At 74.7% G+C, this 25,295-nt stretch carries 25 protein-coding genes and 1 pseudogene; 9 read left to right on the top strand and 17 right to left on the bottom strand.

Translation table 11 applies throughout. The features are described 5' to 3' along the window. Positions 1-42 precede the first annotated feature (42 nt). Together ACGFI2_RS21180 and ACGFI2_RS21175 are read left to right on the top strand one after the other, a co-directional pair. Positions 43-513 (top strand): hypothetical protein, encoded by a 471-nt coding sequence (locus ACGFI2_RS21180; RefSeq protein WP_393519617.1) that lies wholly within the window; start codon positions 43-45, stop codon positions 511-513. Continuing rightward, complete coding sequence (locus tag ACGFI2_RS21175) at positions 510-869, top strand: hypothetical protein (RefSeq protein ID WP_393519614.1); 360 nt, start codon at positions 510-512, stop codon at positions 867-869. The genes ACGFI2_RS21180 and ACGFI2_RS21175 overlap by 4 nt, the downstream gene beginning before the upstream one ends. Here ACGFI2_RS21175 and ACGFI2_RS21170 read toward each other — a convergent pair. Then, positions 866-1,408, bottom strand: a complete 543-nt coding sequence (locus tag ACGFI2_RS21170; protein WP_393519612.1) for a hypothetical protein — start codon at positions 1,406-1,408, stop codon at positions 866-868. The two genes, ACGFI2_RS21175 and ACGFI2_RS21170, sit on opposite strands and share 4 nt — an antisense overlap. An 80-nt stretch (positions 1,409-1,488) precedes the next feature. Next, a complete protein-coding gene (locus ACGFI2_RS21165; RefSeq protein ID WP_393519609.1) occupies positions 1,489-1,941 on the bottom strand; it encodes a GNAT family N-acetyltransferase in 453 nt (150 codons plus the stop codon). Between the two features lie 70 nt (positions 1,942-2,011). On the opposite strand from ACGFI2_RS21165, the gene ACGFI2_RS21160 reads away from it, so the two are divergent. Further along, entirely contained in the window at positions 2,012-2,179 is a 168-nt protein-coding gene (locus ACGFI2_RS21160) for a hypothetical protein (RefSeq protein WP_393519606.1), read from the top strand. Here ACGFI2_RS21160 and ACGFI2_RS21155 read toward each other — a convergent pair. Beyond that, positions 2,148-3,338, bottom strand: coding sequence for a helix-turn-helix domain-containing protein (locus tag ACGFI2_RS21155; RefSeq protein ID WP_393519603.1), 1,191 nt, complete (start codon positions 3,336-3,338; stop codon positions 2,148-2,150). The genes ACGFI2_RS21160 and ACGFI2_RS21155 overlap by 32 nt on opposite strands. 171 nt (positions 3,339-3,509) lie before the next feature. On the opposite strand from ACGFI2_RS21155, the gene ACGFI2_RS21150 reads away from it, so the two are divergent. Beyond that, a complete protein-coding gene (locus ACGFI2_RS21150; RefSeq protein WP_393519600.1) occupies positions 3,510-4,784 on the top strand; it encodes a YncE family protein in 1,275 nt (424 codons plus the stop codon). A 15-nt stretch (positions 4,785-4,799) separates the two neighbouring features. Here ACGFI2_RS21150 and ACGFI2_RS21145 read toward each other — a convergent pair whose 3' ends face one another. After that, entirely contained in the window at positions 4,800-6,404 is a 1,605-nt protein-coding gene (locus ACGFI2_RS21145) for an alpha/beta hydrolase (RefSeq protein WP_393519597.1), read from the bottom strand. Positions 6,405-6,423: 19 nt separating this feature from the next. Further along, entirely contained in the window at positions 6,424-7,536 is a 1,113-nt protein-coding gene (locus ACGFI2_RS21140; RefSeq protein WP_393519594.1) for an ATP-dependent DNA ligase, read from the bottom strand. Between the two features lie 135 nt (positions 7,537-7,671). On the opposite strand from ACGFI2_RS21140, the gene ACGFI2_RS21135 reads away from it, so the two are divergent. Beyond that, positions 7,672-7,884, top strand: coding sequence for a hypothetical protein (locus ACGFI2_RS21135; RefSeq protein ID WP_393519591.1), 213 nt, complete (start codon positions 7,672-7,674; stop codon positions 7,882-7,884). A gap of 67 nt (positions 7,885-7,951) precedes the next feature. Then, positions 7,952-8,374 carry an SRPBCC family protein gene (locus ACGFI2_RS21130; RefSeq protein ID WP_393519588.1) on the top strand — a complete coding sequence of 141 codons (423 nt, stop codon included), beginning with the start codon at positions 7,952-7,954 and terminating at the stop codon, positions 8,372-8,374. On the opposite strand, the pseudogene ACGFI2_RS21125 reads toward ACGFI2_RS21130, so the two are convergent. From ACGFI2_RS21125 to ACGFI2_RS21080, 10 genes and pseudogenes are all read right to left on the bottom strand, one after another. After that, positions 8,349-8,601: pseudogene (locus ACGFI2_RS21125) on the bottom strand (GNAT family N-acetyltransferase); the annotation flags it as partial. The gene ACGFI2_RS21130 and the pseudogene ACGFI2_RS21125 overlap by 26 nt on opposite strands. 131 nt (positions 8,602-8,732) lie before the next feature. After that, on the bottom strand, positions 8,733-9,647 hold the full coding sequence (locus ACGFI2_RS21120; protein ID WP_393519585.1) for a DNA-3-methyladenine glycosylase family protein: 915 nt from the start codon (positions 9,645-9,647) through the stop codon (positions 8,733-8,735). Between the two features lie 174 nt (positions 9,648-9,821). Next, positions 9,822-10,478, bottom strand: coding sequence for a hypothetical protein (locus ACGFI2_RS21115; RefSeq protein WP_393519582.1), 657 nt, complete (start codon positions 10,476-10,478; stop codon positions 9,822-9,824). A 201-nt stretch (positions 10,479-10,679) separates the two neighbouring features. Then, a complete protein-coding gene (locus ACGFI2_RS21110; protein ID WP_393519579.1) occupies positions 10,680-11,462 on the bottom strand; it encodes an anti-sigma factor family protein in 783 nt (260 codons plus the stop codon). Further along, the gene (locus ACGFI2_RS21105) at positions 11,459-12,157 is read right to left on the bottom strand and encodes a sigma-70 family RNA polymerase sigma factor (protein ID WP_393519576.1); all 699 of its coding nucleotides are present in this window, start codon (positions 12,155-12,157) and stop codon (positions 11,459-11,461) included. Before ACGFI2_RS21105 ends, ACGFI2_RS21110 begins: the two co-directional genes overlap by 4 nt. 82 nt (positions 12,158-12,239) lie before the next feature. After that, the gene (locus ACGFI2_RS21100; RefSeq protein WP_393519573.1) at positions 12,240-13,097 is read right to left on the bottom strand and encodes a spermidine synthase; all 858 of its coding nucleotides are present in this window, start codon (positions 13,095-13,097) and stop codon (positions 12,240-12,242) included. Beyond that, positions 13,097-14,068: a hypothetical protein gene (locus ACGFI2_RS21095; protein WP_393519570.1), complete on the bottom strand. Its 972-nt coding sequence runs from the start codon at positions 14,066-14,068 to the stop codon at positions 13,097-13,099. The genes ACGFI2_RS21100 and ACGFI2_RS21095 overlap by 1 nt, the downstream gene beginning before the upstream one ends. A 134-nt stretch (positions 14,069-14,202) precedes the next feature. Further along, the gene (locus ACGFI2_RS21090; protein WP_393519567.1) at positions 14,203-16,677 is read right to left on the bottom strand and encodes an AAA family ATPase; all 2,475 of its coding nucleotides are present in this window, start codon (positions 16,675-16,677) and stop codon (positions 14,203-14,205) included. Next, complete coding sequence (locus tag ACGFI2_RS21085) at positions 16,677-17,825, bottom strand: exonuclease SbcCD subunit D (protein ID WP_393519564.1); 1,149 nt, start codon at positions 17,823-17,825, stop codon at positions 16,677-16,679. The genes ACGFI2_RS21090 and ACGFI2_RS21085 overlap by 1 nt, the downstream gene beginning before the upstream one ends. Before the next feature lie 12 nt (positions 17,826-17,837). Further along, complete coding sequence (locus ACGFI2_RS21080) at positions 17,838-19,586, bottom strand: ATP-binding protein (RefSeq protein WP_393519562.1); 1,749 nt, start codon at positions 19,584-19,586, stop codon at positions 17,838-17,840. Positions 19,587-19,806: 220 nt separating this feature from the next. On the opposite strand from ACGFI2_RS21080, the gene ACGFI2_RS21075 reads away from it, so the two are divergent. After that, positions 19,807-21,441 carry an alpha/beta hydrolase gene (locus ACGFI2_RS21075; RefSeq protein ID WP_393519559.1) on the top strand — a complete coding sequence of 545 codons (1,635 nt, stop codon included), beginning with the start codon at positions 19,807-19,809 and terminating at the stop codon, positions 21,439-21,441. On the opposite strand, the gene ACGFI2_RS21070 is transcribed toward ACGFI2_RS21075, so the two are convergent. Both ACGFI2_RS21070 and ACGFI2_RS21065 read right to left on the bottom strand, forming a co-directional pair. Further along, the gene (locus tag ACGFI2_RS21070; RefSeq protein ID WP_393519556.1) at positions 21,442-21,843 is read right to left on the bottom strand and encodes a hypothetical protein; all 402 of its coding nucleotides are present in this window, start codon (positions 21,841-21,843) and stop codon (positions 21,442-21,444) included. A gap of 313 nt (positions 21,844-22,156) precedes the next feature. After that, entirely contained in the window at positions 22,157-22,942 is a 786-nt protein-coding gene (locus tag ACGFI2_RS21065; RefSeq protein ID WP_393519553.1) for a pyrimidine reductase family protein, read from the bottom strand. A 150-nt stretch (positions 22,943-23,092) separates the two neighbouring features. On the opposite strand from ACGFI2_RS21065, the gene ACGFI2_RS21060 reads away from it, so the two are divergent. Then, positions 23,093-23,638 carry a plasmid pRiA4b ORF-3 family protein gene (locus ACGFI2_RS21060; RefSeq protein WP_393519863.1) on the top strand — a complete coding sequence of 182 codons (546 nt, stop codon included), beginning with the start codon at positions 23,093-23,095 and terminating at the stop codon, positions 23,636-23,638. 207 nt (positions 23,639-23,845) lie between these two features. Next, entirely contained in the window at positions 23,846-25,165 is a 1,320-nt protein-coding gene (locus tag ACGFI2_RS21055) for an ABC transporter substrate-binding protein (RefSeq protein WP_393519550.1), read from the top strand. Positions 25,166-25,295 lie beyond the last annotated feature (130 nt).

Here is a 25,295-nt window from a genome sequence, read left to right as displayed (position 1 = left end):
GTTCGTCGCACGTCGCACTACTTCTGAAGTAGTGTTGATGTCATGTCCATGCCGTTGGAGTCCGTGCCGTTCTCCGAGTTGCTGCGTCAGCCGGCCGAAACCACCGAGCGGCTGTCCCGGGCCCGCGCGCTGCGGTTGCGCCGCCGGGACGCCGCCGACCTGGTGCTGATGTCCGCCGACCGCGCGGCCGCCGAGGGCGAGGTGGTGGACCTGACCGCCCGGCTGTTGGCGTCCCTGGTCCGCCGGGACCCCGACCTGGTACGCGAGGCGCTGCCCACCGTGCTGCCCTGGGTGCGGTTCCTGCCGCCGAGGGATGCCGAGCAGATGGCCGACGAGTTCATCGCCACGGCGGAGGCGGCCGCCGCGGTGGGCAACACGGCCGCGCTGTCGCAACTGCTCGCCGAGTGGCGGCACACCGCCGAGGTCCACGCCGACCCCGACCTGCGCCGCATCCTGGTCGCGCCCAGCGACGACGACTTCGGGCCGGTCACGCGCCCGGCCAGCACGGCGTGAGCGCGAAGCGCGGCGACCGGGCCGCCCCGCCGCGCCGCCGCGGCGGCTACGCCCTGCGGTTCGCCACCAACGACGCGGCCAAGGGCTGGGAGGAGCTGTGCCACCAAGCGACGGCCAACACCCGCGCCGCGTTCGACGCCATCGAGGCCGACCCCTGCCCCGCCCCGCCGACCAGCCGCCAGCATCCCCTCAAGGGTTCCCTCGCCGTCGGCGTGCACAACCGCGAACCGCTGCCGCAGTGGCAGTGGCAGTACGAGGTCACCGCCGGAGGCCGCGTCTGGTACCTGGTCGACCACGAAAGGCGCACCTGCTGGATCAGGCACGCCGGCACCGGGCATCCCCGAATCACCGACTAGCGGGCGCTGCCCGAGCGGCGGCGGTGGTAGGCCCAGGTGACCGCGAGCAGCAGCGGGCCCCAGAGCAGCAGCGGGGCGTAGCAGGCCACCAGCAGAGCGAAGCCGCCGGCCGGCAGGCCCAGGTCGTTGCCGTCGACCAGCACGCCCCACGTCGCGTACCCCCAGATCAGGGTGAGCGCGGCGGCGCCGGCGGTGGCGGCGGTGACCGCGAACGCCGGCGGTACCCGCCGGCCGCCGACCACCGGGAGGCGGCGGGAGAACACCTCGCCCCACGGGCGGACCAGGCCCAGGGCGAGCAACGCCAGCCCTTCCGAGACCAGGCTGAGCGCGACGATGTAGACGCTCTCGCCGAGCCCGGGCCGGATCCGGCCGCCGGCCACCACCGCGCCGATCGGCACGCCGGCGACCAGGGCGATCCGCCACAGCCCGGAGGGGAGCACGACCAGCGGAATCAGGTGGGCGGCCCGGACCGCCCACGGTTGCGGCGGGCGGCCGTCGTGCGGGTGCGCGGTCGGCGGGGAGAGCGGTTCGGCGGTCATCGGGCCTCCTCGGTGGGTGCCCCTCAGCCTGCTCGGCGGCGGTCCGTGCGCCCTCCCCCGCCGGAGGGATCCGGTACCCCCTACAGGGCCAGCTTCATCCCCTCGTGGCTGGCCACGAAGCCCAGGTCGCGGTAGAAACGGTGCGCGTCGGCGCGCCGCTTGTCGGTGGTGAGCTGCACCAGCGTGCAGCCGCGCTCGCGCGCCTGGTCGATCGCCCAGCGCATCATCGCCCGGCCCAGCCCGCGACCGCGCCGGTCGGAGCGGACCCGCACCGACTCGATCAGCGAACGCTCGGCGCCGTGCCGGCCCAGACCGGGAATGTAGGTGATCTGGAAGCAGCCGACCGTCTCCCCGCCGTCGTCGGCGACGATCAGGTGGTTGCGCGGGTCGGCGTCCAGGTCGGCGAACGCCCGTTCGTACGCCTCGTCGACCTCGGGCAGGTCGCGGGCCCGGCCCAGCACGTCGTCGGCGAGCAGGGCGAGCACGGCGGGCAGGTCGGCCCGGACCGCCTCCCGGAAGATCACGTCGGTCATCCGGCCAGCCTGGCACAGCGACCCGTGACGATGGGCCGCGCCACTTGTCGTCGCCGGGCAGCATGACGCCATGGAACTCCTGCTGCTGCCGTTCCGCCTGATCTACCGGGGCCTGGTCTGGTTCGCCAACTCGCCCCGGACCCTGGAGGAGATGGCCGCCCGGCAGGGTGTCGTGCTGCCCGAGCCGGCCCGCCCGACGCTCCAGGTCAGGCCCGGTGACCGGCGGCGCCGCCGGTGAGGTCGGGCGCGGCACAGCCGTCCAGCCAGCTCCGCAGCGCCCACCACCAGTGGACGGTCTCCGGCACCGTGCACCGCGCCCCGTCCTCGACGGGCGGCCCGCCGGTCACCTCCCGCAGTCGGCGTAGCCGGTAGCGCACCGTGTTCGGGTGCACGTGCAGCGCGGCGGCGGTCTGGTCCAGCCGCTGGCCGTGGTCCAGCCACGCGAGCGCCGTGGCGGCCAGTTCCCGGTGGAACTCGTCGGCCGGGTCGAGCGCGCCGAGCAGCGCGCCCCGCAGCAACTCGGCCAGGGCCGGCTGGGCGGCCAGCGCGGTCTCCCCGGCCAGGTCGGTCACCCGACGCAACCCGTTCAGCCGCCGGTGCGTGGCGGTGCGCAGCGCCGCCAGGCAGAGCGCGTACATCGCCGGGGCCCGCTCCAACGGTTGCGCCGGCGCCACCAGCGCCAGCAGGTCGGGCGGGGCGGCGACCGGCAACCGGGGGAGCAGGCCGGCGAGCCGGTCCTCGACGGTGCCGAGCAGGCCGCCGTGCCGGGTGAGCTGCCGGTGCAGGGCGTACGACCGCACCGGATCCGCACGGGTGGCGACCAGGCAGTGGTAGCGGCCCTCCGGCCGTAACCCGAACCGGGGCAGCTCCGCCGAAGGCGTGCCGGCCGGCCCGTCGAGCAGCAGCCGGCGCAGCAGGCGGGCCCGGTCCGCCGCGCCGCCGCCGGCCAGCTCACGCTCGGCCGCCCGGTGCCCGTCCACCACCGCCCGCTCCACCGCGGCGGCGTACCGGCCGATGACGAGCAGCCCTTCCAGCAGCACCTCGTCCGCGATGCCGGCGGCCCGGCCGTGCCGGACCACCAACTCCACCGCCCGGTCCCGGCCGGCCTGCACGCCGCGCAGCAGGCCGGCGACGGAGATGCCCTGCGCCGCCCGGTCGGCGCCCAGCCGGCGGGCCTCGGTGAAGTCACGCCCGGCGGGATCCTCGTGGCGCTCCAGCGCGCCCAGGCCACTGGTGAGCAGCAGGACGACCTGGCGGCGGACCTCCGCGGCCGGGAGGCGGGCCACCTCCGGCGAGGCGGTGCGGGCGGCCCGCGCCACCTCGTCCACGGCGACCGCGTCGGCGGCCAGGTCGCGCAGCAGCGCGCCGAACGTGGGGGCGTTCGGAGTTCGGGTCATCGGCGCCCGCCGCCTCCCGTTGTCGTCGCGGCACAACCGGGCCGGTCGGGCGTTGGCGTCCGGCCCCTAGTACGGGCGGCCGGCCGGTTGCTCTCCTGGTTGTTACCGCAAGGTAACACCGATTGAGCCACCGAGAAACGTCGATGTCCCACTGGCTGTCAGGAGGCGTCCATGACCCCCGTGCCACCCCGCCCGTCCCGATCCCGCCGCCGCGCCGGACTCGCCGCGCTGGCCGCCCTCGCGCTCGCCGTGCCGACCCCGCTGGCGGCGGCGCCCGCGCCCGCCGCGGCCGCCGCCGCCCTCCAGGAGGTGATGTTCGTCGGCAACAACTGGGACGGCACCGCCGACGTCATCCGCTCCCGCGGCGACTACGCCAGGCTCGGTCGGATCAACGTGATCCCGGACCGGACCGCGCGGCTGCGCGAGATCTATCTGAACCCGATCAAGCTGGCCTACTTCCTCGGCATCCGGCAGGGCCCGGGGGAGGGCCACGACCAACTCGTCGACGACATGTACACCACGCCTGACGGAAGCGCCCTGGTCGTGTCCCGGCCCAGCTTCGCCGACGTGGTCTCGATCGACCTGGCCACCGGCGGGATCCGCTGGCGCTTCCCGGTCTCCGGTTACCGTGCCGACCACATGGCCGTGTCGCCGGACGGCACCCGGGTGGCGGTCTCCGCCTCCACCTCGAACAACGTGCACCTGCTGGACATCCGCACCGGAGCGCAGCTCGGCTCGTTCGGCGCCGGCGACAAGCCGCACGAGAACATCTTCACCGACGGCGGCCGTCGACTGTGGAACATGTCCATCGGCGAGGTCAACACCGACCTGGACGCGCCCTGGCTCGACTGGACCAAGGGAGACCGGAAGATCACCGTCGCCGACACCAGCACGTTCGGTGTGGTCAAGGTGATTGACATGCGGGACCGGCTGGACGCCGCCGGTCGCCGCGACCTCTCCGACGCGGTCCGCCCGGCGGTGTTCACCCCGGACGGCAGCCGGCTCTACTTCCAGGTGTCGTTCTTCAACGGCCTGGTCGAGTACGACGTGGCCGCCGACCGGATCACCCGGGTCGCCACGCTGCCGAAGAACCCGGCCACCAGCGAGGACCGCACCACCTGGGTGAACGACTCGCGGCACCACGGCCTGTCGGTCAGCCCGGACGGCTCGCGGCTCTGCGTCGCCGGCACCATGGACGACTACGCGACCGTGGTGGACCGGGCCACGCTGCGCGAGGGCCCGCTGGTGCCGGCAAGCAAGCCGTACTGGGCCACGGTCAGCGGAGACGGCCGGGACTGCGTCATCTCCGAATCCGGTGCCGACCAGGTCACCGCGATCAACTTCGCGACCGGCCAGAAGGTGGCAAGCATCCCGGTCGGCGACCACCCGCAGCGGGTCCGCGTCGGGCACCTGCCCGAGGGCTGGACCCCGCCGACCGCCGGCTGACCGGCCGCCGCACCGTCACCGGGCGGGGCAGCGCAGCCCTTCCCGGGGGACGGTGAGCGAGATCAGGTACGCGTCGACGGCGCTTGTCACGCACCGGGTCTGCGGGTAGGCGGTGTGCCCCTCGCCCTCCCAGGTGAGCACCCGGCCGACACCCAGCATCGAGGCCAGCGCGGCGGTCTGCTCGTAGGGCGTGGCCGGGTCGCCGGTGGTGCCGACCACCAGGATCGGTGGCGCGCCCGCCGCCCGCCCGGTCGGGTACGGGTCACGCCCACCCGGCCACTCGACGCAGCCGAGCATCCCCACCGCCAGCGCCGGACCGAACAGCGGATATTTCTGCCGCCACTGCGACTGCAACGACCGGACCTGCTCCCGGGTCGGCTTCTCGGTCTCGTCGGCGCAGTTGACCGCCATGTTGGCGTCGAACAGGTTGGAGTAGTGCCCGTCGTCCTCGCGGCCCGCGTACGCGTCGGCGAGCTTGAACACGCCCGCCGGGTCGCCGCCCTGCAACTCGTCGATCGCCCGGGCCAGCTCCTGCCAACCCTGTTCGGTGTAGAGCGAGGAGATCACCGCGTAGAAGACCCAGCCGGCGGTGGCCTCCCGGCCGCCCGCGCCGCGCACCGGCGAGGCGTTGGCCTTGTCGATCGCGGCGGTCACCGCCCCGCGGGCGTCCGGCGCGATCGGGCAGCGCCCGGCGTTCGCCGCGCACCACCGGGAGAAGTTGTCGAACGCCCGCTCGAAGCCCTTCGCCTGGCTCTCCGAACCGGCGATCAGCTGCTGCCTCGGGTCGACCGCGCCGTCGAGCACCAGCGCACGCACCCGCTGCGGGTAGAGCTGGGCGTAGGTGGCCCCGAGCAGGGTGCCGTAGGAGTAGCCGAGGTAGCTCAGCTTCTCGTCGCCGACCGCCGCGCGCACCGCGTCCATGTCCCGGGCGGCCTGCTCGGTGCCGTAGAGCGGGAGCTGGTCGCCGTACTTCCCGCCGCACCGCGCGCCGATGCGCCGGTTGAGGTCGACGAAGCCGTCGAAGGCGGCCTGGCTCTCCGGGTCGGGGTCGTAGCCGAAGCTGGCGTCCAGGTCGGCGTCGGGGATGCACTTGAACGGGCTGGACCGGGCCACCCCGCGCGGGTCGAAGCCGACGATGTCGAACCGGTCGGTGATCGCCGTCGGCAGGCCGCCGAAGGCCGGGCCGAAGGAGAGGTAGACGGCGGTGTCCACACCGGACGCCCCCGGGCCGCCCGGGTTGACCACCAGCGATCCGATCCGGTCGCGCTGCTTGGTGGAGCGGGCCCGGATCAGCGCGATCTCGAACGTCTCGCCGGTGCCCGGCCCGGCGGTCGCGCCGGTGGCCGCCCCGGTGCCCCAGTTGCGCGGCACGGCGATCCGGGCGCACTCGTAACGCATGTCGGCCGCGCCCCGGCCGACCAGCTCGTCGGGCACCTCCGGGCAGGACCGCCAGGTGGGCGCGCTGCCCGGCGGGGCCGCCTCGCCCTCGCTCTCGGCGCGCGGGGCGAACGCCGGCAGCGTGCAGCCGGCGGTAAGCACCACCGCCGCGACGAACGCGGCCAGCACGGGCCGGACCCGGCGGGGCCGGTCGGGGAAGCGGGTCACGTGGGCGCCTTCCATGATCGGGTGGACCGTCAGGCTACGCCCGGCGGCCGGCGTCGCTCACCGTCGCCGCCGGATCCCCGCGCAGCACCTCGTCGACGTCGAAGCGGGTCGGGCGGTCGAGCTGGCCGTAGTCGCACGAGCGGGGGTCGCGGTCGGGGCGCCAGCGGACGAACCGGGCGGTGTGCCGCAGCCGGTCGCCCTCCATCGCGTCGTAGGCCACCTCGACCACCAGCTCGGGGCGCAGCGGCTCCCACTCCAGGTTCTTGCCGCCGGTCCACCGGCTCACCCCGCCCGGGATGCGCTGGCCCCGCTCGTGGTCGCCGTGCGCCCACGGGTGGTCGCCGCCGACGTCGCGGTAGGGCTCCAGCTCGTCGAGCAGCTCCCTGCGGCGGGCCATGGTGAACGAGGAGCTGACGCCGATGTGGTGCAGGAGCCCGTCGTCGCCGTAGAGGCCGAGCAGCAGCGAGCCGACCACCGGGCCGGACTTGTGCCAGCGGAAGCCGGCCACCACCGCGTCCGCCGTGCGGGCGTGCTTGACCTTGAACATCAGTCGCTTGCCCGGCTCGTAGGGCAGGTCGGCCGGCTTGACGATGAGCCCGTCCAGGCCGGCGCCCTCGAACACCTCGAACCAGCGCCGGGCCGTCGCCGGGTCGGTGGTCACCTGGGTCACGTGCACCGGTGGCCGGACCCCGGCCAGGGCGCGCTCCAGCCGCTCCCGGCGCTGCGGGTAGGGCCGGTCGGTGAGCAGCTCGTCGTCGAGGGCGAGCAGGTCGAACGCGACGAAGTCGGCAGGTGTGGTCTCGGCCAGCAGCTTCACCCGGGAGGCGGCCGGATGGATCCGCTGCGCCAGCAGCTCGAAGTCGAGCCGCGGCTGCCCGCCCGGGCCGTCGCGGCGGATCACGATCAGCTCGCCGTCGACCGCGCACCGGGGCGGGAGCTGGCGGCGCGCCTGCTCCACCACCTCGGGGAAATAGCGGGTCATCGACTTGCCGCCCCGGCTGGCCAGCTCGACCTCGTCGCCGTCGCGGAAGACGATGCAGCGGAAGCCGTCCCACTTCGGCTCGTAGGTCAGGCCGGGGTCGGTGGGCAGCTCGGCCACGCTCTTGGCCAGCATCGGCTCGACCGGCGGGTTGATCGGCAGGTCCACGGCGACCAGTCAACCAGACCCCACCGACACCCGTGAGGCAGATCACCGCCGACGCCGGGTGGCGTGTCCCGGCCCGGGCCGCTTCGTCACCCGCGACCGGATGGTGGAAGCGCAGGTCAGAGCTACCGTCGCGGGGTGCCGGAGTGGAGCTGCGGATGCTGCGGGCGCTGGCGGGTCAGCGTGGAGCTGGTTCGCGGGCGATACCGCTACCGGCTGGCGCACCGCTACCCGGCCGAGCACGGCGGGGGCGCGAACGTGGTCGGCGAGGCGGGCTCCGTGGCCGAGCTGGAGCGGCTGCTCCGGCGGTACGCCCCGGTCGGCCTGGCCGACCTCCGCGAGGCCGCCTGAGCACGGGACCACGCCCGGTCGACGCCCGGCGTAGCCTGAGGCGGACCGGCTCCGGGGAGGAACCAGCATGCGCTTCGTCGAGTCCGTCGAGATCGCCGCCGACGTCGATGAGGTCTGGGCGGTGCAGACCGACGTGGACCGCTGGCCCGAGTGGACGCCCTCGGTCACCGCCGCCCGCCGGCTGGAGCCCGGGCCGCTGGCCCTCGGCTCGACCGCCCGGCTCACGCAGCCCCGGCTGCGCCCCGCGGTCTGGCGGGTCACCGAGATCGACCCGCCCCACGCCTTCGTCTGGGAGTCCGCGAGCCCCGGCGTGCGCAGCCGGGGCGAGCACCGGTTGACGCCGCTGGGCGACGGCCGGACCCGGGCCGAGCTGGTGCTGACGCAGACCGGCCCGCTGGCCGGCCTGGTCGGGCTGTTCGGCGGCTCGACCATGCGCCGTTACCTGCGGCAGGAGGCGGACGGGCTCAGGCGCCGCTGCGAGCAGGGCTGACCTTCTCCAGCACCGCCAGCCGGTTGCCGTTCTCGTCCGCCCGGTGCGCCACCACCCGGTAGCCGCGCCGGGCGTACAGGCTCAGGTTGTCGGCGCTCTGCGCGCCGGTGAACAGCGCGAACCGCCGCACCCGGCCGGCGCAGGCCTGCTCCACCGCGGTCAGCAGCCGCCCGGCCGACGCCGCGCCCCTGCTGGTCCGGGGCGACCGAGAGCCGGCCCACGTGGGCGGGGGCGATGATCACGTCGTCGGTCGCCGGATCAGCTCACCACATCCGCCCCGGGCGGCCGTACCCTGGCGGGTGTCCCGGCGCGAGGAGGTGGCCGGTACGTGCGCGCCGCTGCGCCGGCCGGTGACCGCTCAGTAGCGGGCGAAGGAGCGGATCGGGGCGCGCGGCCCGTACTTCGGCGCCTGCACGCCGGCCGCCTCCAGCAGCACGCACACCCGCCCCCGGTGGCCCCGGAACGGCTCCAGCAGCGCCAGCATCCGGGCGTCGTCACCGCGCGGCTCCCCGGCCAGCGCCCAGGCCACCGTGTTCGGCACGTGGTAGTCGCCGACGCTCACCGCGTCCGGGTCCCCGTACGCGATCCGGACCACCTCGGCGGCGGTCCACGGCCCGATGCCGGGGATCGCGGTCAGCCGGCGGGTGGCCTCGGCCGCGTCCGCGCAGCGTTCCAGCCGGTCCGCGACGGCGGCCGCGCGGCGCAGCGTGTCCGCCCGGCGCTGTTCCACCCCGAACGGGTGGAACACCCAGTACGGCGTGGCCGCCACCGCGGCCGGCCGCGGTGGCAGCAGCAGCGGTTGCAGCGGGCCCGGCGCCGGCTCGCGGAAGTGCCGCACGGTCGCCGCGTACGCCCGGTAGGCCTCCTTGCCGGTGACCTTCTGCTCGAAGACGGCCCGCAGCAGCCGGGGGAAGACCTGGCCGGTGGCGGGCATCCGCAGCCCGTGGTGCTGGTGGGCCAGCCGGGCCACCAGCGGGTGCGTGGCGGCCAGCGCGGCGAACCCGGTCAGGTCGTCGCGCAGCCCGGCCACGCCGTCGGCGCGGTCGACCACCCACGCCGCCCCCGGCCCGTACCCCTCGGCGACCAGCTCGCCGGCCTCCGGACGCAGCGCCAGCGTGGCCGGGCCGTCCGGGGTGCGGGTGGCCCACCAGAAGCTGCCGGCGGCGATCCGCGCGCACGGGTCGTACGGGCTGAAGGTCAACGCCCGCACCGAGGCGGCGAGGCGGTAGCCGGCCGGCGGGCGCAGCGTCCGGCGGGCGGCGGGCGAGGTCACCCCGCCACTCTGCCACGCGGGGCGGCCGTGACGGCGAACACCGCCGCACGCCGGAGCGCGCGACGGTGTTCGGGCCGGGAGGCGGGGCGATGCCGGTACGCCCCGCCTCCCGGGTCCACGACGGTGACCGGCCGCGCCCTCCCCGGCGGCGGCCGGTCACCGTGTCCGGTGCGGTCAGTACGAGTAGTCCGAGCCGCCACCCGAGCTGCCCGAGTCACCCGACGCGGGCGGGGCGACCGCCTTCGGGGTGCCCTTCGGCAGACAGGTCAGGTTCTTCTTGCCGTTCGGGTCGACGACGAACCAGGTGCCGCCGACGCCCTGGCCCTTCCACTGGCCCGGCTTCTTGTCGCCGATGTAGCGGTAGACCGGCCAGTCGCCGATGGTGATCTGGCGGGTGCCGTCCTGGCGGGTGACCGTGCCGACCTTGTCGTCGGAGACGCCCTGCAACTGCGGGTTGCCGTCGGTCAGCGCCGGCGGCCAGACCTCGGCGCACTTGTCCACGCAGTTGGACTGCGCCGGGTTCGACGAGTCCTTGTCGAACCGGTACAGCACCCAGCCGTCCTGGTCGGTGACGACCTTGCCCATCCGGGGCAGCTTCTTGCCGACCAGTTCGTCGGTGAGTTTCACGTCCGACGGGGGCGCCTTGTCGGCGGCCGGCTGCTCCGGCGAGGCCGACGCCTCCGGTTCGGCGGCCGCGGTGGGCTCGGCCGCGGCGACGGCGACCGGCTCCGCCGCGCCCGAGTTCGCCCCGTTGTAGCCCGCGGGGGCGCAGGCCGTAAGTGCGACCATCGCGCTAGCGACGATGACGGTCGTCCGCATGTGGTGTGCCACGTGCCCTCCTCGTTCTTGGCAGTTCGCCGAGTAGTACGGGCGGCAATGCTGTCAAGGTTGAATCGAAAAGGGTGGTCCATTTCACAGTGGACTGGTTGAACCGTTCCGGGCCGCCGCGCGTGCGGCACCACGAGGGGGAGGCCCGGAAACGACACGACGGCGCCGGGCGGTCGAGCCGCCCGGCGCCGTCGGCGCGGTGGATCAGAGGTCGGCGACGGTCACCAGCGGGCTGGCCACCCCGTTGACGTCCACCGACTGCACCTGGACCTTCTGGATGTCGCCGAGCGGCGCCGAGGTGGACGCGCTCAGCTGCAACGACAACTGGTTCTGGTTGGTGCCGTAGCCGCTGCCCGGCACCGACCACGTGCCGACCACCTCGCTGGTGGCGTTCTTGCGCACCACCAGCAGCCGGCAGGTGCGCGGCCCCGGCAGCCGGCTGAGCAGCAGGCTGATCTGGGTGCCGTACTCCTTCTTCGCCAGCCACATCGTGGTCTTCACGCCGGTGCCCGGGTCGGTGGCGTTGTGCTCGTCGCCCTCGATCTCCTTCTCGCCGCCCACGTTCGGCCGGTTCGGGTCGACAGGTGCGCTGCTCGGCGCCGCGGTGGGCACGTTCGTCGTCGGGCCGGCCTGCGGCGTCGACGGCGGGTCGTCGCCGAGGAAACCGGCCGCCACCCCGCTCAGGCCGCCGAACACCACCACGGCCGCCGCGGTGGCCAGCAACTGCCGCACCCGGGTACGCCGCCGGTCCCGCCGCACCGACATCAGCGTCCGGTCCAGCAGCGCCGGATCCGTGTGGGTCTGCTCCAGCGCGGCCATCGCCTCGCCGTCGATGCCGGCGAGCATCCCCACCACCGGCACCATCGTCTCCAGCTCCGCCGCACACGCCCAGCAGGTGGCCAGGTGCTCCTCGAACCGCTCGGCGTCCTGGGCGTCCAGCACGCCGAGCGCATACGCGGCGACGTCCATGTGGTCGGCCCGGCTCATTCCGTCACCCCCCTCTCCTGCAGAGCGGTGCGCAGCGCGCGCAGCGCGTAGTAGACCCGCGACTTGGCGGTGCCGAGCGGAAGACCCAGCTCCTCCGCCGCCTCGGGCACGGTCCGACCCCGGAAGTACGTCGCCACCAGGATCTCCCGATGGGACTGACTCAGCGTACGCAGCGCGTCCGCCACGGTCATCGTGCGCAGCACCCGGTCGGTGCTGTCCGACTCGGCGAACGCGGTCAGGTCCCGGTCGTACGTCTCCGCCGGGCGGGCCTGTTCGCTGCGGTGCTCGTCGATGGCGATCCGCCGGGCCACCGTGACCAGCCACGGTCGCAGCGAGCCCTGCCCCGGCCCGCCGAGACGATGCGCGTTGCGCCAGGCCCGCAGCAGCGTCTCCTGCACGATGTCCTCGGCGCGTTGCCGGTCCCCGCCGGTCAACCGCATCACGAACATCAGCAGCGGGCCGGCGTGCTCGGCGTAGAGCAGGCGGATCAGTTGGTCCGAGTGACTGGCCTCGGTGGAGGTCGCCTGATGGCGTCCGGGGGCGGGTCGGGGCGGCACCGGGTCATTCTGGCGATCGGCGGGACGTGCGTCGACCCCCCGGGTCGAACGCGACGCGCGCGAGTGCGGCTGTGCCCGGGCGAACATCCACTCGGGCCTCGCCATCTCGCCGTGCCAGCCGGCCGCCACCGCATGCATGCAGACCTCCGCTGTCCGATGACATCAGCCGGCCCCCCACGGGCATGGCCGCCCGGGGATACGCACCGTCCGGTCGATCGGATCAACGTTTGACCGAAAAAATTCCTGGCGGAGGTGGGGTGGAGTCGACGGCGTCCGCGTCGTGCACCACCGGAACCCCGCCGGCGAACCGGTCCAGTTCCGCGCCGGCCACCACCCGGCCCGGGAACCAGTCGCCGGCCGCGCGCCGGGCCAGCTCCGGCACCGGCGGCTCCACCCGGGACGCCACCAGCACCAGATTGCCGTACCGCCGGCCGCGCAGCACCGCCGCGTCGCCCACCAGGCAGGCCCGGGGCAGGACGGTACGCACGGTGGCGACCTGCCCGCGGGCGTGCCGCAGCGGCGGGCCGTCGGCGACGTTCGCCAGGTAGCAGCCGCCCGGCGCCAGCACCCGGGCCACCTCGGCGGCGTACTCCACCGAGGTCAGGTGGGCCGGGGTGCGGGCGCCGGCGAAGACGTCCGCCACGATCACGTCGTACCCGCCGTCGCGGCTGGACGACAGCGTGGCCCGGGCGTCGGCCACCCGGACCCGCAGCCGGGGATCGGACGGCCAGGGCAGCTCCCGCCGGACCAGCTCCACCAGCGCGCCGTCCACCTCGGACACCCGCTGCGTCGAACCGGGCCGGCTGGCCTGGACGTACCGGGGCAGGGTGAGCGCGCCGCCGCCCAGGTGCAACACCCGCAGCGGCGCGCCGGCGGGCGCCACCAGGTCGATCGCGGCGGCCAGCCGCCGGACGTACTCGAACTCCAGGTGGGTCGGGTCGGCGAGGTCCACGTGCGACTGCGGCGCCCCGTCCAGCAGCAGCGTCCAGGAACCGGGCCGGTCCCGGTCCGGCACCAGCTCGGCCCGGCCGGTGTCCACGTCCGCCACCACCCGGTCCTCGTCGCGCCGCCGGCCCATCAGCGCCGGATTCCGCGCGCCGCCGAGGTGAGCACCCGGTGCAGCAGCCGCGCGTCGCCGAGCATCCCGCGCAGCCGGCGCTCCAGCCCGGCGATCGGCACCAGGTTCTGCGGGGCCCGCGGGTCCTTGTACGGCGTGGACGCGAACCGGGGCAGCGTGACCAGCGACAGGTCGGCCAGCGCGATCGCCTCCGGCACGGTCAGCTCGGCCGAGCACTCCATCCGCACGATGCCCGCCCAGGGCGCCCCGGCGGCCACCGGCAGGCGCAGATACCAGGACCAGCCGCCCCACGCCGTGCCCAACCGGAACACCGGGCAGCGCTGACCCGGGGCCAGCCCGGTCACCACCGAGGTGAGCCGGGCGTCCAGGTACTGGCTGTGCTGGGTCTTGATGTAGCCGAGGGTGCGCGGCAGGTTCCGCCGGCTGCGCAGCGGACCGTCCACCACCAGCAGGTCGCCGTCGGCGCGTACCGCGTCGGAGACGGCCACCTCCAGCGCGGTGAGCGGGCCCTGCACCGCGGCCGGCAACTTGCTCAGCTCGCCGGTGCCGCCGACCCGGTGCACCGGGTAGCGGATCGCGCCGGCCACCACGTCCTGCGCCGACGGGCTGGCCGTGAACAACCCCCGGCCCACCCGGGACCCGGCCAGCTCGGCGGCGCCCCGGTCCAGGTCGCAGCGGACCACCCCGGCCGCGTACGAGGCGGCGATGCCGGGGAACGAGCCGCCGTCCTCGGCCGTCCAGACGCTGGCGTCGATCCGGCGTACGCCGTCGACCAGCAGCACCACGTCCGGCGCCCGCACCCCCGGCCGGACGTCGATCGCCCGCCAGTCGGTGACCGGCAGCTCGACGTCGGCCTCCACCTGGGCGCTGCTCGGCGCCGCCGGCCCGGCCCCGCCCGCGGCCTCGAACGACGCCCCGTAGGCCGGATCCCACGAATCGACGAAGAACCGGGCACCCGCCGGCGACGTCACGCGGCGTCCCTCGCGCTCACAGGGCTGGCCTTCCGTTCGCGACTGCGGGGCTCCGCTGCGCTGCACTCCTCGCGCTCACAGTGCTGGCCTTCCGTTCGCGACTGCGGGGCTCCGCTGCGCTGCACTCCTCGCGCTCACAGGCCGGTCCGCTCGATGCGGGCCGTGCGGGCGTCCTTGCGGACCTCGAAGCGGACCGGGATCCGCTCGGCCAGCGCCGGGACGTGGGTGACCACGCCGACCATCCGGTCGCCCCGGGCGGCCAGGTTCTCCAGCGTCGCCGCGACCGTGTCCAGCGTCGCCGCGTCCAGCGTGCCGAAGCCCTCGTCCAACACGATCGACTCCAGGCTGGCCGCGCTCGTGGACATGCCCGCCAGCTGCTCCGACAGCGCCAGCGCCAGCGCCAGCGACGCCTGGAACGTCTCCCCGCCGGACAGCGTCCGCACCCCGCGCCGCAGCCCCGCGTCGTGGTGGTCGATTACGAAGAACTCACCCTTGTCGTGGATCAGGTCGTACTGCCCGCCGGACAGCTCCCGCAGGATCCGCGACGCGCCGTCGACAAGCAGGTCCAGCGCCTCGGTGAGCAGCCAACGCTCGAAGTTGTTGGCCCGCAGGTGCCCGGCGAGGGCGCGGGCCACCCGCGCCTCGCGTTCGTGGCCGGCCCGCTGCTCGCGCAGCTCGACCGCCTGCTCGCGGCGCTCGGTGAGCCGGCGCAGCTCCGCCTCGGCCCGCTCGACCGCCACCGCCACGTCGCGCAGCGGGTCGGCCGGCGCGTCCAGCCCGGCGGCGGTGAACGACCCGGCGATCCGGTCGGCCACCTCGGCCGCCGCCCGCTGGGCGGCGTCGACCGACTCGGCCAGCCCGCCCCGGTCGGCCCGCCGCCGGTCGGCCTGCCCGCCCGCCCACCCGGCCAGCGCGGCCCAGGCCGCGGCCACGTCGTCGCGGTCGGCGGCCGGCGGGCCGAACCGGGCCAGCCCGTCGCGGACCGCGTCGAACTCGCGCCAGGCGCGGCGCAGCCGGTCCTGCGCGCCGTCGAGCGTGCCCCGGGCCCGCCGGGCGGCCTCCCGCCCGGCCCGGACCGCGCCGGCCGCCTCGTCCAGCGCCGCCCGGAGCCGGGCGTGTTCGGCCAGCGACAGGCGCAGCGCGTCCGCCGCCGGGGCGTCGGCGAGCTGCCCGTCCAGCTCGGCCAGCCGCGCGCCGAGCCCGTCGTGCTCGGCCCGCACCCGCAGCAGCGCCCGGTCCAGGTCGCGGGCGGCAACGTCGCGCTCCTGCACCACCCGCTTGGCGGCCTCGCTGGCGACGCGGGCCGCCTTGCCGGCGGCGATCGCCCGGCTCACCGCCGAGCCCTTCGGCATCGCCGGCACGGCGGTGACCACCTGCTCGCACACCGGGCAGGGCGCGCCGTCGACCAGGTGCGCCCGCAGCGCCACCGCCTGGTCGGCCGCCTTGGCCTCCTCGTGGGCCCGGAACGCCGCCTCCAGCTCGACCTCGGCCCGCTCCGCGGCGGCCCGGGCGGCGGCCAGCGCCGCGACCGCCGCGTCGTGTTCGGCGCCGGCCGCGTCGACCGCCGCGCGGACCGTGGCCGCCTCGCCGGTCAACCGCTCCCGGTCGGCGTACGCCCGCAGCTGCACCCGCAGCGCGCTCTCGTCGCCGGCCGCGGCCAGCTCACCGCGGAGCTTCTCCTCGCGCTCCTCGGCCAGCCCCACCGCCGCGGTCGCCTCGTCGGCGGCCACCCGGGCGGCGGTCACCGCCCGGGCCAGCTCCGCCGTGCCGTCCGGCGGCCGGACCCCGGCCAGCACCTCCAGCTCGGCGTCGAGGGCGGCCAGGGCCGTGGCCCGCTCGCCCGCCGTGGACCGGGCCCGCTCCAACTCCGGTACGGCGGACGCGACCGCCCCGGCCAGCTCCCGCACCGCGTCGACCCGGCCCTGGGCGTCGGTCAGGCTGGCGTCGTCGACGTCGGCGAGGCCGCCGAGCATCTTGTCGACTGTCTCCAGTTTCGCCTCGGCCTGCCCGGCGCGCTCGACCGCCTTCTTCTGCACGCCCTCGTAGACGCCCAGACCGAGCAGGTTGACCAGGATCTGCTGGCGGGTCGCCGGCTTGGCGTGCAGGAAGTCGGCGAACTGCCCCTGCGGCAGCACCACGCAGGAGGTGAACTGCTCGTAGGGCAGCCCGACCGCGTCGAGCACCGCCTGTTCCATCTCGGCCGGGGTGCCGGCCACCACGTCGCCCAGGTCGTCCGGGCTGAGCCCGGTGTCGAGCTTGGTGACGTCGAACCCGGGCGGCATGAGCTGGAGCCCGGCGTTGGCCGTCTTCACCGTGCCCCGGCCGTCGCGGCGCACCACCCGGGTGGCGACGTACCGGTCGCCGGCGGACTCGAAGACCAGCCGGACCCGGGCCTCGGTGGCCGACGGCGCCAGCGCGTTGGCCAGGCCCCGCGTGCCGCCCCAGCGCGGCACCGTGCCGTAGAGCGCGAAGCAGATCGCGTCGAGCACCGTCGACTTGCCCGAGCCGGTCGGCCCGACCAGCGCGAAGAAGTCGGCGTCGGTGAAGTCGACGGTGGTCTCCTCGCGGAAGACGGTGAAGCCGGCCATGTCCAGCCGCATCGGGCGCATCAGTGCTCCACCTCCTCGAGCAGCTCGTCGAAGAGTTCCCGGACGCCCTCGTCGGCGTGCCCTCGGCTGCCCAGGTAGTCGGCGAACAACTCGCGTGGGGAACGACCGGCCCGCTGGGCGGTGCGGGTGCCGCTGCCCGGCACCGGCATCAGCTCCGGGTCGATCCGGATCTCCAACGCCCGGGGGAGCAACTCCTGCACCTCCTCGCGCAGCCCGGCCCGGGGCTGCTCCCGGACGAAGACCCGCAGCCAGCCGTCGGGCGGCTCGATCTCGGCGAGCTGGGCGAGCGTGCCCCGTACCGTGCGCAACGGCACCGCGCCGGGCACCGGCACCTCCCGGACCCGCGCGGCGGTCGTCGCGGTCACCTCCACGATCGTCACCGAGCCGATGTTCTCCTGCTCGCCGAAGTCGACCGCGAGCGGGCTGCCGCTGTAGCGGATCGGGCAGGGGCCGATCACCCGTTGGGAACGGTGCAGGTGGCCCAGCGCCACGTAGTGCGCGTTGCCCGGGAAGACGGTGGCCGGCACCGCGTAGCCGAGCACGGTGTGCGCCTCCCGTTCGCCGCCGCCGGTGCTCGCCCCGACCACGGTGAGGTGGGCGGTGACCAGGTGCACCCGGTCCGGCTCGGTGAACCCCTCGGCCAGCTTGTCGAGCACCCGGCCGAGGTGGTCGGCGTAGGTCTGGTTGGCCTCGGCCGGGGTCAAGGTGTACATCTCCACCGCGCGGACGGCGTAGCGCTGGGACAGGAACGGCAGCGCGGCCACCTGCCAGCGCTCGCCGTCGCGGGTCACCCCGTCGACGACGTGCTCGGCCGGACTCTCCCGCACGCTGCCGCGCAACGTGATGCCGGCGGCGTCGGCCCAGGGGCGCAGCGCGTCGAGCGCGGCCCCGTTGTCGTGGTTGCCGCCGATCGCCACCACGTCGGCGCCGGTGCGGCGCAGCGCGGTCAGCGCCCGGGTGACCAGCCGGGTGGCCTCCGGCGTGGGCGCGGCGGTGTCGTACAGGTCGCCCGCGACGATCACCAGGTCGGGCCGTTCCTCCCGGGCGATGTCGATCACCTGGGCGAGGACCTGCGTGTGCTCCTCGGCCCGGGACTGCCCCTTGAGGACCTTGCCGACGTGCCAGTCGGAGGTGTGCAGGATCTTCATGGTGGGTGCCGCCTAGAACGGGATGTCGTCGTCGGAGGAGCCGGAGCCGACCACCGCGAACGGGTCGGCGGCCTGGGTGATCGACCGTAGCGTCTCCGACGGCGGGCGGCCGGCCTCGGAGACGCGGGTGGCCCACGCCGGGAACGGGAACTCCAGGCAGAGCGGCACCGGGATGTCGGGCTGGTTGACGAACATGGTGCCCGGCTTCGCCAGCAACGCGCGCTGCCGCTGGGCGGGCGGGAGGAAGCCGTATTCCGGGCGGGACGCCTCGGCCGGGTCGAGCCGGCCCACCACCCGGATCGCCGAGTTGGTGACGATCCGCCGTTCCACCTCGCTCGCGGTCTGCTGCGCGCCGACCAGGATCACCCCCAACGAGCGGCCCCGCTCGGCGATGTCGAGCAGCACCTCCTTGATCGGGGAGGAGCCCTCACGGGGCGCGTATTTGTTGAGCTCGTCGAGCACGACGAAGAGCAACGGCTTGGCGGTGCCGGCCTTCTCCTTGCGCTCGAACTCGCTCTTCAGCGTCACACCGACCACGAAACGCTGCGCGCGGTCCGGCAGGTTGTGCAGGTCGACCACGGTGACCTGGGCGCTCTCCGCGGTGTTGATCGAGTGCGGGCGGCGGGTGGCCAGGTCACCGCGGATGAGCCGGCCCAGGTCCTTCTTGCTGCCGATGAGCCGACGGGCGAACGCGTTGACCGTGCCCAGGCCGACCGCGCTGCCGGCCCAGTCGCCCCGGGTCTCGTCGTCGTTGAGCTGCTCGACGACGTGGTCGACCAGGTCGGCGTAGGAGCCGAGGCGGACCCCGTCGATGCTCACCCCGCCGTCGGCGGGCTGGGCGTGGCGGGCCAGGTGGGCGGCGACCGAGTGGACCACCATGGTGTATTGCTGGCGCTCGTCGTCGGCGTCGGCGAACACGTAGGGCAGCAGCCGGTCGGCGCAGAACTCGCTCAGCGTCCAGTAGAAGCTGTCCACGCCGGTGAGCCGGCTGCTCACGTCCGGCGTGCCGGAGGAGTCACCGACCCGGGGCGGGGCGTACACCCGCACGTCGGGGAACGCGCCGGCGTCGAGACCGAGCTTCGCGTACGCCGCCCGGGTCGGGTCGTCGAGCCGGCTGTTGGGGTGGTCGAGGAAGAGCAGGTCCTCGCCCTTGACGTTGAAGATCAGCGCCTTGGCGTTTACCGCGTCGCCGCCGAGCACCCCGGAGCGGAACACCGAGTAGAGCAGGAAGGTGGCGAAGCTGGTCTTGGTGGCGACGCCGGAGATGCCGGAGATGGAGACGTGCGCGCCCCGGGTGCCGTCGAGGAAGTCGGCGTTGAGGTAGACCGGCACGCCGTCGCGGCCCATCCCCATCGGGATCCGCCGTTCCATCCGGTCGAAGTGCAGGGCCCGGGCCCGGGCGTCGCCCTCGGCCCGGTGCACCACGGCGCCGGGCGTGGGTGGGACGTAGAACTCCGGGTCGACCCGGGTCGTGGTGACCTCCGCGGCCTCCTGCACCTGAGCCGGCAGGGTGCCGTCCGCGATGGCGAAGACGTCGGAGTCGAACTGTGCCCCCTCGTGCCGGGCGCGCACCTGGGTCACCACGCCGGCGATGGTCACCGGCTCGCGGTCGGGCAGCTCGCGCCGGGTCACCACCACGTCGTCGAGTTGCAGGTAACTCCCCGGGGCGACGGCGGTCCAGAAGGAGAGCGGGGTGGCGTCGGCGGTGCCGAGCACCCGGCCGACACCCTCGCCGGGCCCGTCGAGCTGGTCGTCGGTCATCGGCGGTCTTCGGTCGGCTGGTCGTTCCGGTCACGGCGCACGTCCTGCATCCTGCCCGAGAGATGCGACAGGTTGCCACGCGACGCGTCGGACGCCACGTCGGCGCGTCCCGGCCGGTCGCCGGGCGGATCCGGTCGGCCACAGTACGTGCGATTCCGCCTCGGAGCGCCGCCCGGCGCGAGATCCTGCAGGGAGGCCGGACAGAGCGGGGGAGAGGGACGTGGCGTCGAGGCGGGGCCGGCTCGGCGGGCTGCTCGCCCTCGCCGCGGCCCTGCCGGCGGTCGAGGAGGCGGTGCTGGTGGCCGCCCGGTTCCACGCCGCGCGAGGGCTCGCGCCGCAGGTCACCGCGGTCTGGCCGTACGATTCGTACCACGACATGCGGTGGCTGCTGGTCTACCACGACTCGTGGGTGAGCTACGGGCTCGGCCTGCTCGCGCTGGTCGTGATCCGGGCGCTGCTCTCCGCGCTGCTGACCTGGCTGGCCTGGCCGGTCGGGAAGAGCCGGCCGACGCGGCGGTGGCTGCTGCGGCGCAACCTGGAGGTCGCGGTGGTGGCCGCGCTTGTGGTCTCGCCGTGGGCCGCGCTCTCCGTCGCCTTCTCCGCGGTGGCGCTGTCCTGGTACCTGTTCGCCTCGCTGGCTCCGCTGCTGGTGACCGCGCCGTTCCTGGCCCGCGCCGGGGTGGTGGACCGGTGGTGGCGCGGGCTGCCCACGATCGAGCTGTTCGGCTGGTCGACGCTGAACTTCGTGGTGCTCACCCTGGCCGGCGCGCTGATCTCCAGCGTCCCCGGTTGGTGGGGGGTGCCGGTCGCCGCGCTCGCCGGGGCGGTGAACGGCGCGCTCTGGCTGCGTACCGTGGCCGCCGCGGTGCTGCCCGTCCGGGTCCGGCTGCCCCGCGTCCCGGCCGCGCCGATCGTGATCGTCCTGACCGTGGTCGGCGCGATCTGGGCCGAGTCGTTCATCGGGGTGGCGGCCGGCGGGCAGGTCAGGTCGTGGCGTCCGCCGGTCCTGACCCAGCGCCTGCCGGACGGGGTGCGTGAGGCGGTGATCGTGCTCGGCGGGCACGATTCGCGCTGGCGGGGCACACCGCCCGCCGATCCCCGGGTGGAGCGGTTCTCCTATCGCGGGCTGGACCGCGGGGGCCGTCCGCTGCCGTACGAGCCGGAGGCGACCCACCAGTCGCTGGACGCCAGCGCCACGTTGCTCGCCGCGCAGGTCGAGGCGCTGCACCGGCGGACGGGACGGCCGATCGCGCTGATCGGGCAGAGCGAGGGCGCGATGGTGGCCCGGGCCTTCCTGGAGAAGCTGCCGCGCGGGCCGGTGACCGCGGTGGTGCTGTTCAGCCCGCTGGTGCAGGCCGGTCGCACCTACTACCCACCCCCGGGGTACGAGGGGTGGGGCGTGGCCACCGGCTGGCAGTTGCGGGCACTGTTCTGGCTGGCCAACCTGCCTCGTCCGGTGAAGGACACGCCGGACGAGGAGTTCGTCCGGTCGATGCTTGTGGACGCCCCGTTCTATCGCAACCGCACGCTCTGCCCGGTGCCCGGCGTCCGGATCATCGCCTTCCTGCCGACGGTGAGCGCCGCCGAGGCCCCGCCGGGCGAGTTCAGCCACGTGCCGGTCTACCAGATGCCCGCGTTCCACGGCGGGCTGATCGGCAACCGGGCCGTCCAGGACCAGGTGATCCGGTTCCTGGAGGGCGCGCCGGTCGACCAGCCCCGCGGGGAGTACGGCCTGCTCCAGCGGCTCGGCTCGGCCTGGCAGGCGCCGTCGCTGCTGTTGTCGCGGAACCCGGTCTGGTCGGCGACTCGGGAGGGTGACCCGGCGCGTACCGGCAAGGTCTGCCAGGCGCGGTGATCAGCCGGCCCGGGTCGTCCGGCGGTGCCGCACCAGCAGCCGTAGCGCGGCCCCGTCGAGCGCGACCACGACGACCGTCCGCACCGGGGCGTACGGGAAGAGGAGCAGGTCGACCACGATCGCGGGCAGGACGCAGCAGAAGGCCAGCGGCACCGCCCAGCGCCGGCCGGTGAACACGGCCAGGCCGGCGACGACGACCGCGCCGCCGACCGCGAGGTGCGCCCACGCCCAGGCGCCGAGGTCGACCTGGTAGACCCCGTCGGCGGTGGCCACCGCGAACCGCCCGTGCCGGGTGTGCGTCCAGGCCGACACCGCGTCGACCAGTCCGGCGACGGTGAGCAGCGCGGCGGCGAGCAGCGGCCGCCGGGCCGGGCCCGCCAGGGACCGCTCCGTCACGTCCATTTCCCCAGGCTAAGGCCCCTTTCCCGGTTTGGGGTGCCGTGCCGAGCCGGCTGCGGGATCGGCTCTCGGGAGCAGTCAGGGCGCACCGGTGTGTCGCCTGTCGGCGTGTCGGGAAGCGGCAAGGACGTGGTCGGGAGCGACATACCTGAGAGGCATACTTTCGACTCTCAGGTATGTCGCTGCGGAGTGACCTGTCGTCCGGCATACGACTCGCCGATGCCGCGACTCGCCGGCAGGGCGTCGGTCGGCTTCGGCACGGCGGTGCATCCGGGCGCCGTCAGCCGGTGCCGCGACATCGGGCGGCGGGAACGGGTCAGGCGGCGGGCGCGGCTCCGGCGGGCGGCGGGTCGCCCGGGTCGCGGGCGTAGCGCAGCATCAGCACCCCGTCGGCGGCGGCCAGCACGTGGCGCAGCGGCAGCTGCCGTGGGGCGCTGCCGGCGCCGGCGGTGATCCGGCCGGGCCCGGCGCCGGCGAGCAGCGGCGCCACGGTCAGGCAGAGCTCGTCGACCAGGTCGGCGGCGGTGAGCGCGCCGAACAGGTGCGGCCCGCCCTCGCAGAGCACCTGGTCCAGCCCGCGCCGGCGCAGCTCGGCCAGGCCGGCGGTCAGGTCGACGCGGCCGGCGCCGCAGCGAATCAGGTCGGCCACCTCGGCGAGCCCGGCCGGCGGTTCGGCGTCGTCCCGGGTGAGCACCAGCGGCCGGACCGGGGCGTCGGCGAAGCAGGCCTGGGCGGGGTCGAGGTCGAGCGATCCGGAGACCACCACCAGCGTCGGGCACTCGGCCAGGCCCCGGTCGCGTCGCCAGGCGCGGCGTCCGGCGTCCAGCCGCACCGCGCGGTAGCCCTCGTGGCGCAGCGTGCCGGCGGCCACCAGCAGGCCGTCGCAGAGCATCCGCAGCATCCCGAAGACGCGCTTGTCCGGCTCGCCGGAGAGGCCGGCGGAGTAGCCGTCCAGGGTGACCGCGCCGTCCGCGCTGGCGACGAAGTTGACCCGCAGGTGCGGTCGCGGCGCGCGGCCGTAGAGCGCGGTGAGCTGCGGGTCGGTGAGCGGACCGGTGACGGGTGCGGGCCAGATCCGTTCGATCGGGGTTCCGACGCTCATTCGCCGGCCGGACCGGTGACCGGTGGGGTGGGTTCGGCGGTACGGTGCTGGCAGTCGCACCACTTCCGGCCAGGACAGTCGTCGTGCCGCCGCTCCCGGCAGGCTCGGCAGATCATGCGGGCAGCCTATGCCGAGGAAGGATGGGAGCACGTGCCGCGTCAGGTCTTCCAGCTGATGGTGTCGCTGGCGGGGGTCCGGCCGCCGGTCTGGCGGCGGGTGCTGGTGCCCGGTGGTTACACCCTGGACCGGCTGCACCGGGTGCTCCAGCACGCGATCGGTTGGCGTGACTGCCACCTGCACTCGTTCGAGATCGACGGGCGGCAGTACGGCGAGCCCGATCCGGACGGCGAGTTGGCGCTCCGCGACGAGCTGGACGTCCGGTTGGACGCGGTGGTGGGCAAGGGCGACCGGTTCCGCTACACCTACGACTTCGGCGACTGGTGGGAGCACGACCTGGTGGTGGAGGACGTCTGCGCCGCCGACCCGGACGAGCGCTACCCGGTCTGCGTGGACGGGGAGCGGGCCGCTCCGCCGGAGGGCGTGGGCGGCCCGGAGGGCTACGCCGTGCTGCTGGCCGCGCTCGCCGATCCGGCGCATCCGGAGCACGCGACCATGCGGGACTGGGCCGGCCCGGCGTTCGACCCGGCCGCGTTCGCCGCCGACCGCGCCACCACCCTGCTGCGGCGCTGCTGCTGAGCGGGCCCGCAGGAGGGCCCCGGATCAGGCGGTAACGAAATGGGAACGCTCCCAGCGGCCTATTGACACCCCTGTTACCTCCCGGCAATCTCATGGGAGCGCTCCCGGGAGTGGTGTGAATCTCTTTTCTGCCCGCTCCGGCCCGGCGCGAAACGCACCCCCCACCACACGAAATAACTCGCCTCACCACCGAAAGAGGGGTCTCGGATGAGTTTCCCAATCCGTCGTCGGCAGCTCGCGGCCATCGCGCTCGCGTCTGCCATGGTGCTCGCCACCGCCAACGCCTGCAGCGACGACTCGTCGGGCGGCGGCGACAGCGAGAGCGACGGTCCGGTCACCCTGGTCGTCGACGTCTTCGGCGACCAGGGCTTCGGTTACCAGGACCTGTACAAGCAGTACGAAGCCGAGCACAAGAACGTCAAGATCCAGGAGCGCGGCAAGGGCCTCGGCCTCGGTGACTACAACACCCGGCTGACCCAGCAGATCACCGCCGGGTCGGGCGCCGGCGACGTGGTGGCCCTGGAAGAGGGCACCATCGTCCAGTTCTACGCGCAGGCCGACAAGTTCGTGAACCTCGCCGACCACGGCGCGAACGACCTCAAGGGCAACTTCCTGCCGTGGAAGTGGGAGCAGGGCAGCACCCCCGACGGCAAGGTGCTGGGCCTCGGCACCGACGTCGGCGGCATGGCGCTGTGCTACCGCAGCGACCTGTTCAAGGCCGCCGGCCTGCCCACCGACCGCGAGCAGGTCGGTGCGCTCTGGCCCACCTGGGACAAGTTCATCGAGGCCGGCCAGAAGTTCGCCGGCGCCGACAAGAAGCACAAGTTCGTCGACTCGGCGACCAACTTCTTCAACGTGGTGCTGATGCAGATCGCGGGCCAGGGCACCGGCTACACGTACTACGACAAGAGCAACAAGCTGGTCATCGACCAGAACCCGGACGTGCAGGCCGCGTACCAGCTCACCACCAAGATGATCGGCGCCGGGCTGTCGAACAACCTGCAGTCCTTCTCCAACGAGTGGAACGCCGGGTTCAAGAACGGCAGCTTCGCCACCATCGCCTGCCCGGCGTGGATGACCGGTGTGATCAAGGGCCAGGCCGGTGACGCGGCGGCCGGCAAGTGGGACGTCGCCAAGGCCCCCGGCAACGGCGGCAACTGGGGCGGCTCCTTCCTCGGCGTGCCGAAGTCGAGCAAGCACCAGAAGGAGGCCATCGAGCTGGCCAAGTTCCTGACCAGCGCGCAGGGCCAGATCGGCGCGTTCAAGGCGGTCGGCAACCTGCCGTCCAACCCGCAGGCGCTCACCGACCCGGCCGTGGCCGACTCGACCAACGACTACTTCAGCAAGGCCCCGGTCGGCAAGATCTTCGCCGCCGGCGCCACCGACCTGAAGCCGGTCTACCTCGGCCCGAAGAACAACGCGGTCCGCACCGCCGTGGAGAACACGCTGCGCGCCGTGGAGCAGGGCAAGTCGGCCGACGAGCAGTGGCAGGCGGCCTTGAAGAACGGTGCGGCCGCCGGTAAGTGACCCGGCTGAGCCGCCCGCGGGTGGCGGGGGGGGCCCCCGGGGGGCCGCCCCCCCCCCCCGGGCCCCCCCCCCCCGGGGGCCCCCGGGGGGGGGGGGGGGCGGCAGGGCGCGCGGGGCGCCGGACGGGCCA

This window comes from Micromonospora sp. NPDC049282 (assembly GCF_043197045.1).
Classification (GTDB): domain Bacteria; phylum Actinomycetota; class Actinomycetes; order Mycobacteriales; family Micromonosporaceae; genus Micromonospora.
Note: the sequence above shows the minus strand (reverse complement) of the source record. Positions and strands in the feature narration are given on the sequence as shown.

What these genes read in the sequence shown, in the direction of transcription:
- ACGFI2_RS21180 (WP_393519617.1), top strand. Translation starts at nt 43, where the DNA reads ATGTCCATGCCGTTGGAGTCCGTGCCGTTCTCCGAGTTGCTGCGTCAG.
- ACGFI2_RS21170 (WP_393519612.1), bottom strand. Translation starts at nt 1,408, where the DNA reads ATGACCGCCGAACCGCTCTCCCCGCCGACCGCGCACCCGCACGACGGC.
- ACGFI2_RS21165 (WP_393519609.1), bottom strand. Translation starts at nt 1,941, where the DNA reads ATGACCGACGTGATCTTCCGGGAGGCGGTCCGGGCCGACCTGCCCGCC.
- ACGFI2_RS21160 (WP_393519606.1), top strand. Translation starts at nt 2,012, where the DNA reads ATGGAACTCCTGCTGCTGCCGTTCCGCCTGATCTACCGGGGCCTGGTC.
- ACGFI2_RS21155 (WP_393519603.1), bottom strand. Translation starts at nt 3,338, where the DNA reads ATGACCCGAACTCCGAACGCCCCCACGTTCGGCGCGCTGCTGCGCGAC.
- ACGFI2_RS21150 (WP_393519600.1), top strand. Translation starts at nt 3,510, where the DNA reads ATGACCCCCGTGCCACCCCGCCCGTCCCGATCCCGCCGCCGCGCCGGA.
- ACGFI2_RS21145 (WP_393519597.1), bottom strand. Translation starts at nt 6,404, where the DNA reads ATGGAAGGCGCCCACGTGACCCGCTTCCCCGACCGGCCCCGCCGGGTC.
- ACGFI2_RS21130 (WP_393519588.1), top strand. Translation starts at nt 7,952, where the DNA reads ATGCGCTTCGTCGAGTCCGTCGAGATCGCCGCCGACGTCGATGAGGTC.
- ACGFI2_RS21110 (WP_393519579.1), bottom strand. Translation starts at nt 11,462, where the DNA reads ATGAGCCGGGCCGACCACATGGACGTCGCCGCGTATGCGCTCGGCGTG.
- ACGFI2_RS21105 (WP_393519576.1), bottom strand. Translation starts at nt 12,157, where the DNA reads ATGCATGCGGTGGCGGCCGGCTGGCACGGCGAGATGGCGAGGCCCGAG.
- ACGFI2_RS21100 (WP_393519573.1), bottom strand. Translation starts at nt 13,097, where the DNA reads ATGGGCCGGCGGCGCGACGAGGACCGGGTGGTGGCGGACGTGGACACC.
- ACGFI2_RS21090 (WP_393519567.1), bottom strand. Translation starts at nt 16,677, where the DNA reads ATGCGCCCGATGCGGCTGGACATGGCCGGCTTCACCGTCTTCCGCGAG.
- ACGFI2_RS21085 (WP_393519564.1), bottom strand. Translation starts at nt 17,825, where the DNA reads ATGAAGATCCTGCACACCTCCGACTGGCACGTCGGCAAGGTCCTCAAG.
- ACGFI2_RS21080 (WP_393519562.1), bottom strand. Translation starts at nt 19,586, where the DNA reads ATGACCGACGACCAGCTCGACGGGCCCGGCGAGGGTGTCGGCCGGGTG.
- ACGFI2_RS21070 (WP_393519556.1), bottom strand. Translation starts at nt 21,843, where the DNA reads ATGGACGTGACGGAGCGGTCCCTGGCGGGCCCGGCCCGGCGGCCGCTG.
- ACGFI2_RS21065 (WP_393519553.1), bottom strand. Translation starts at nt 22,942, where the DNA reads ATGAGCGTCGGAACCCCGATCGAACGGATCTGGCCCGCACCCGTCACC.
- ACGFI2_RS21055 (WP_393519550.1), top strand. Translation starts at nt 23,846, where the DNA reads ATGAGTTTCCCAATCCGTCGTCGGCAGCTCGCGGCCATCGCGCTCGCG.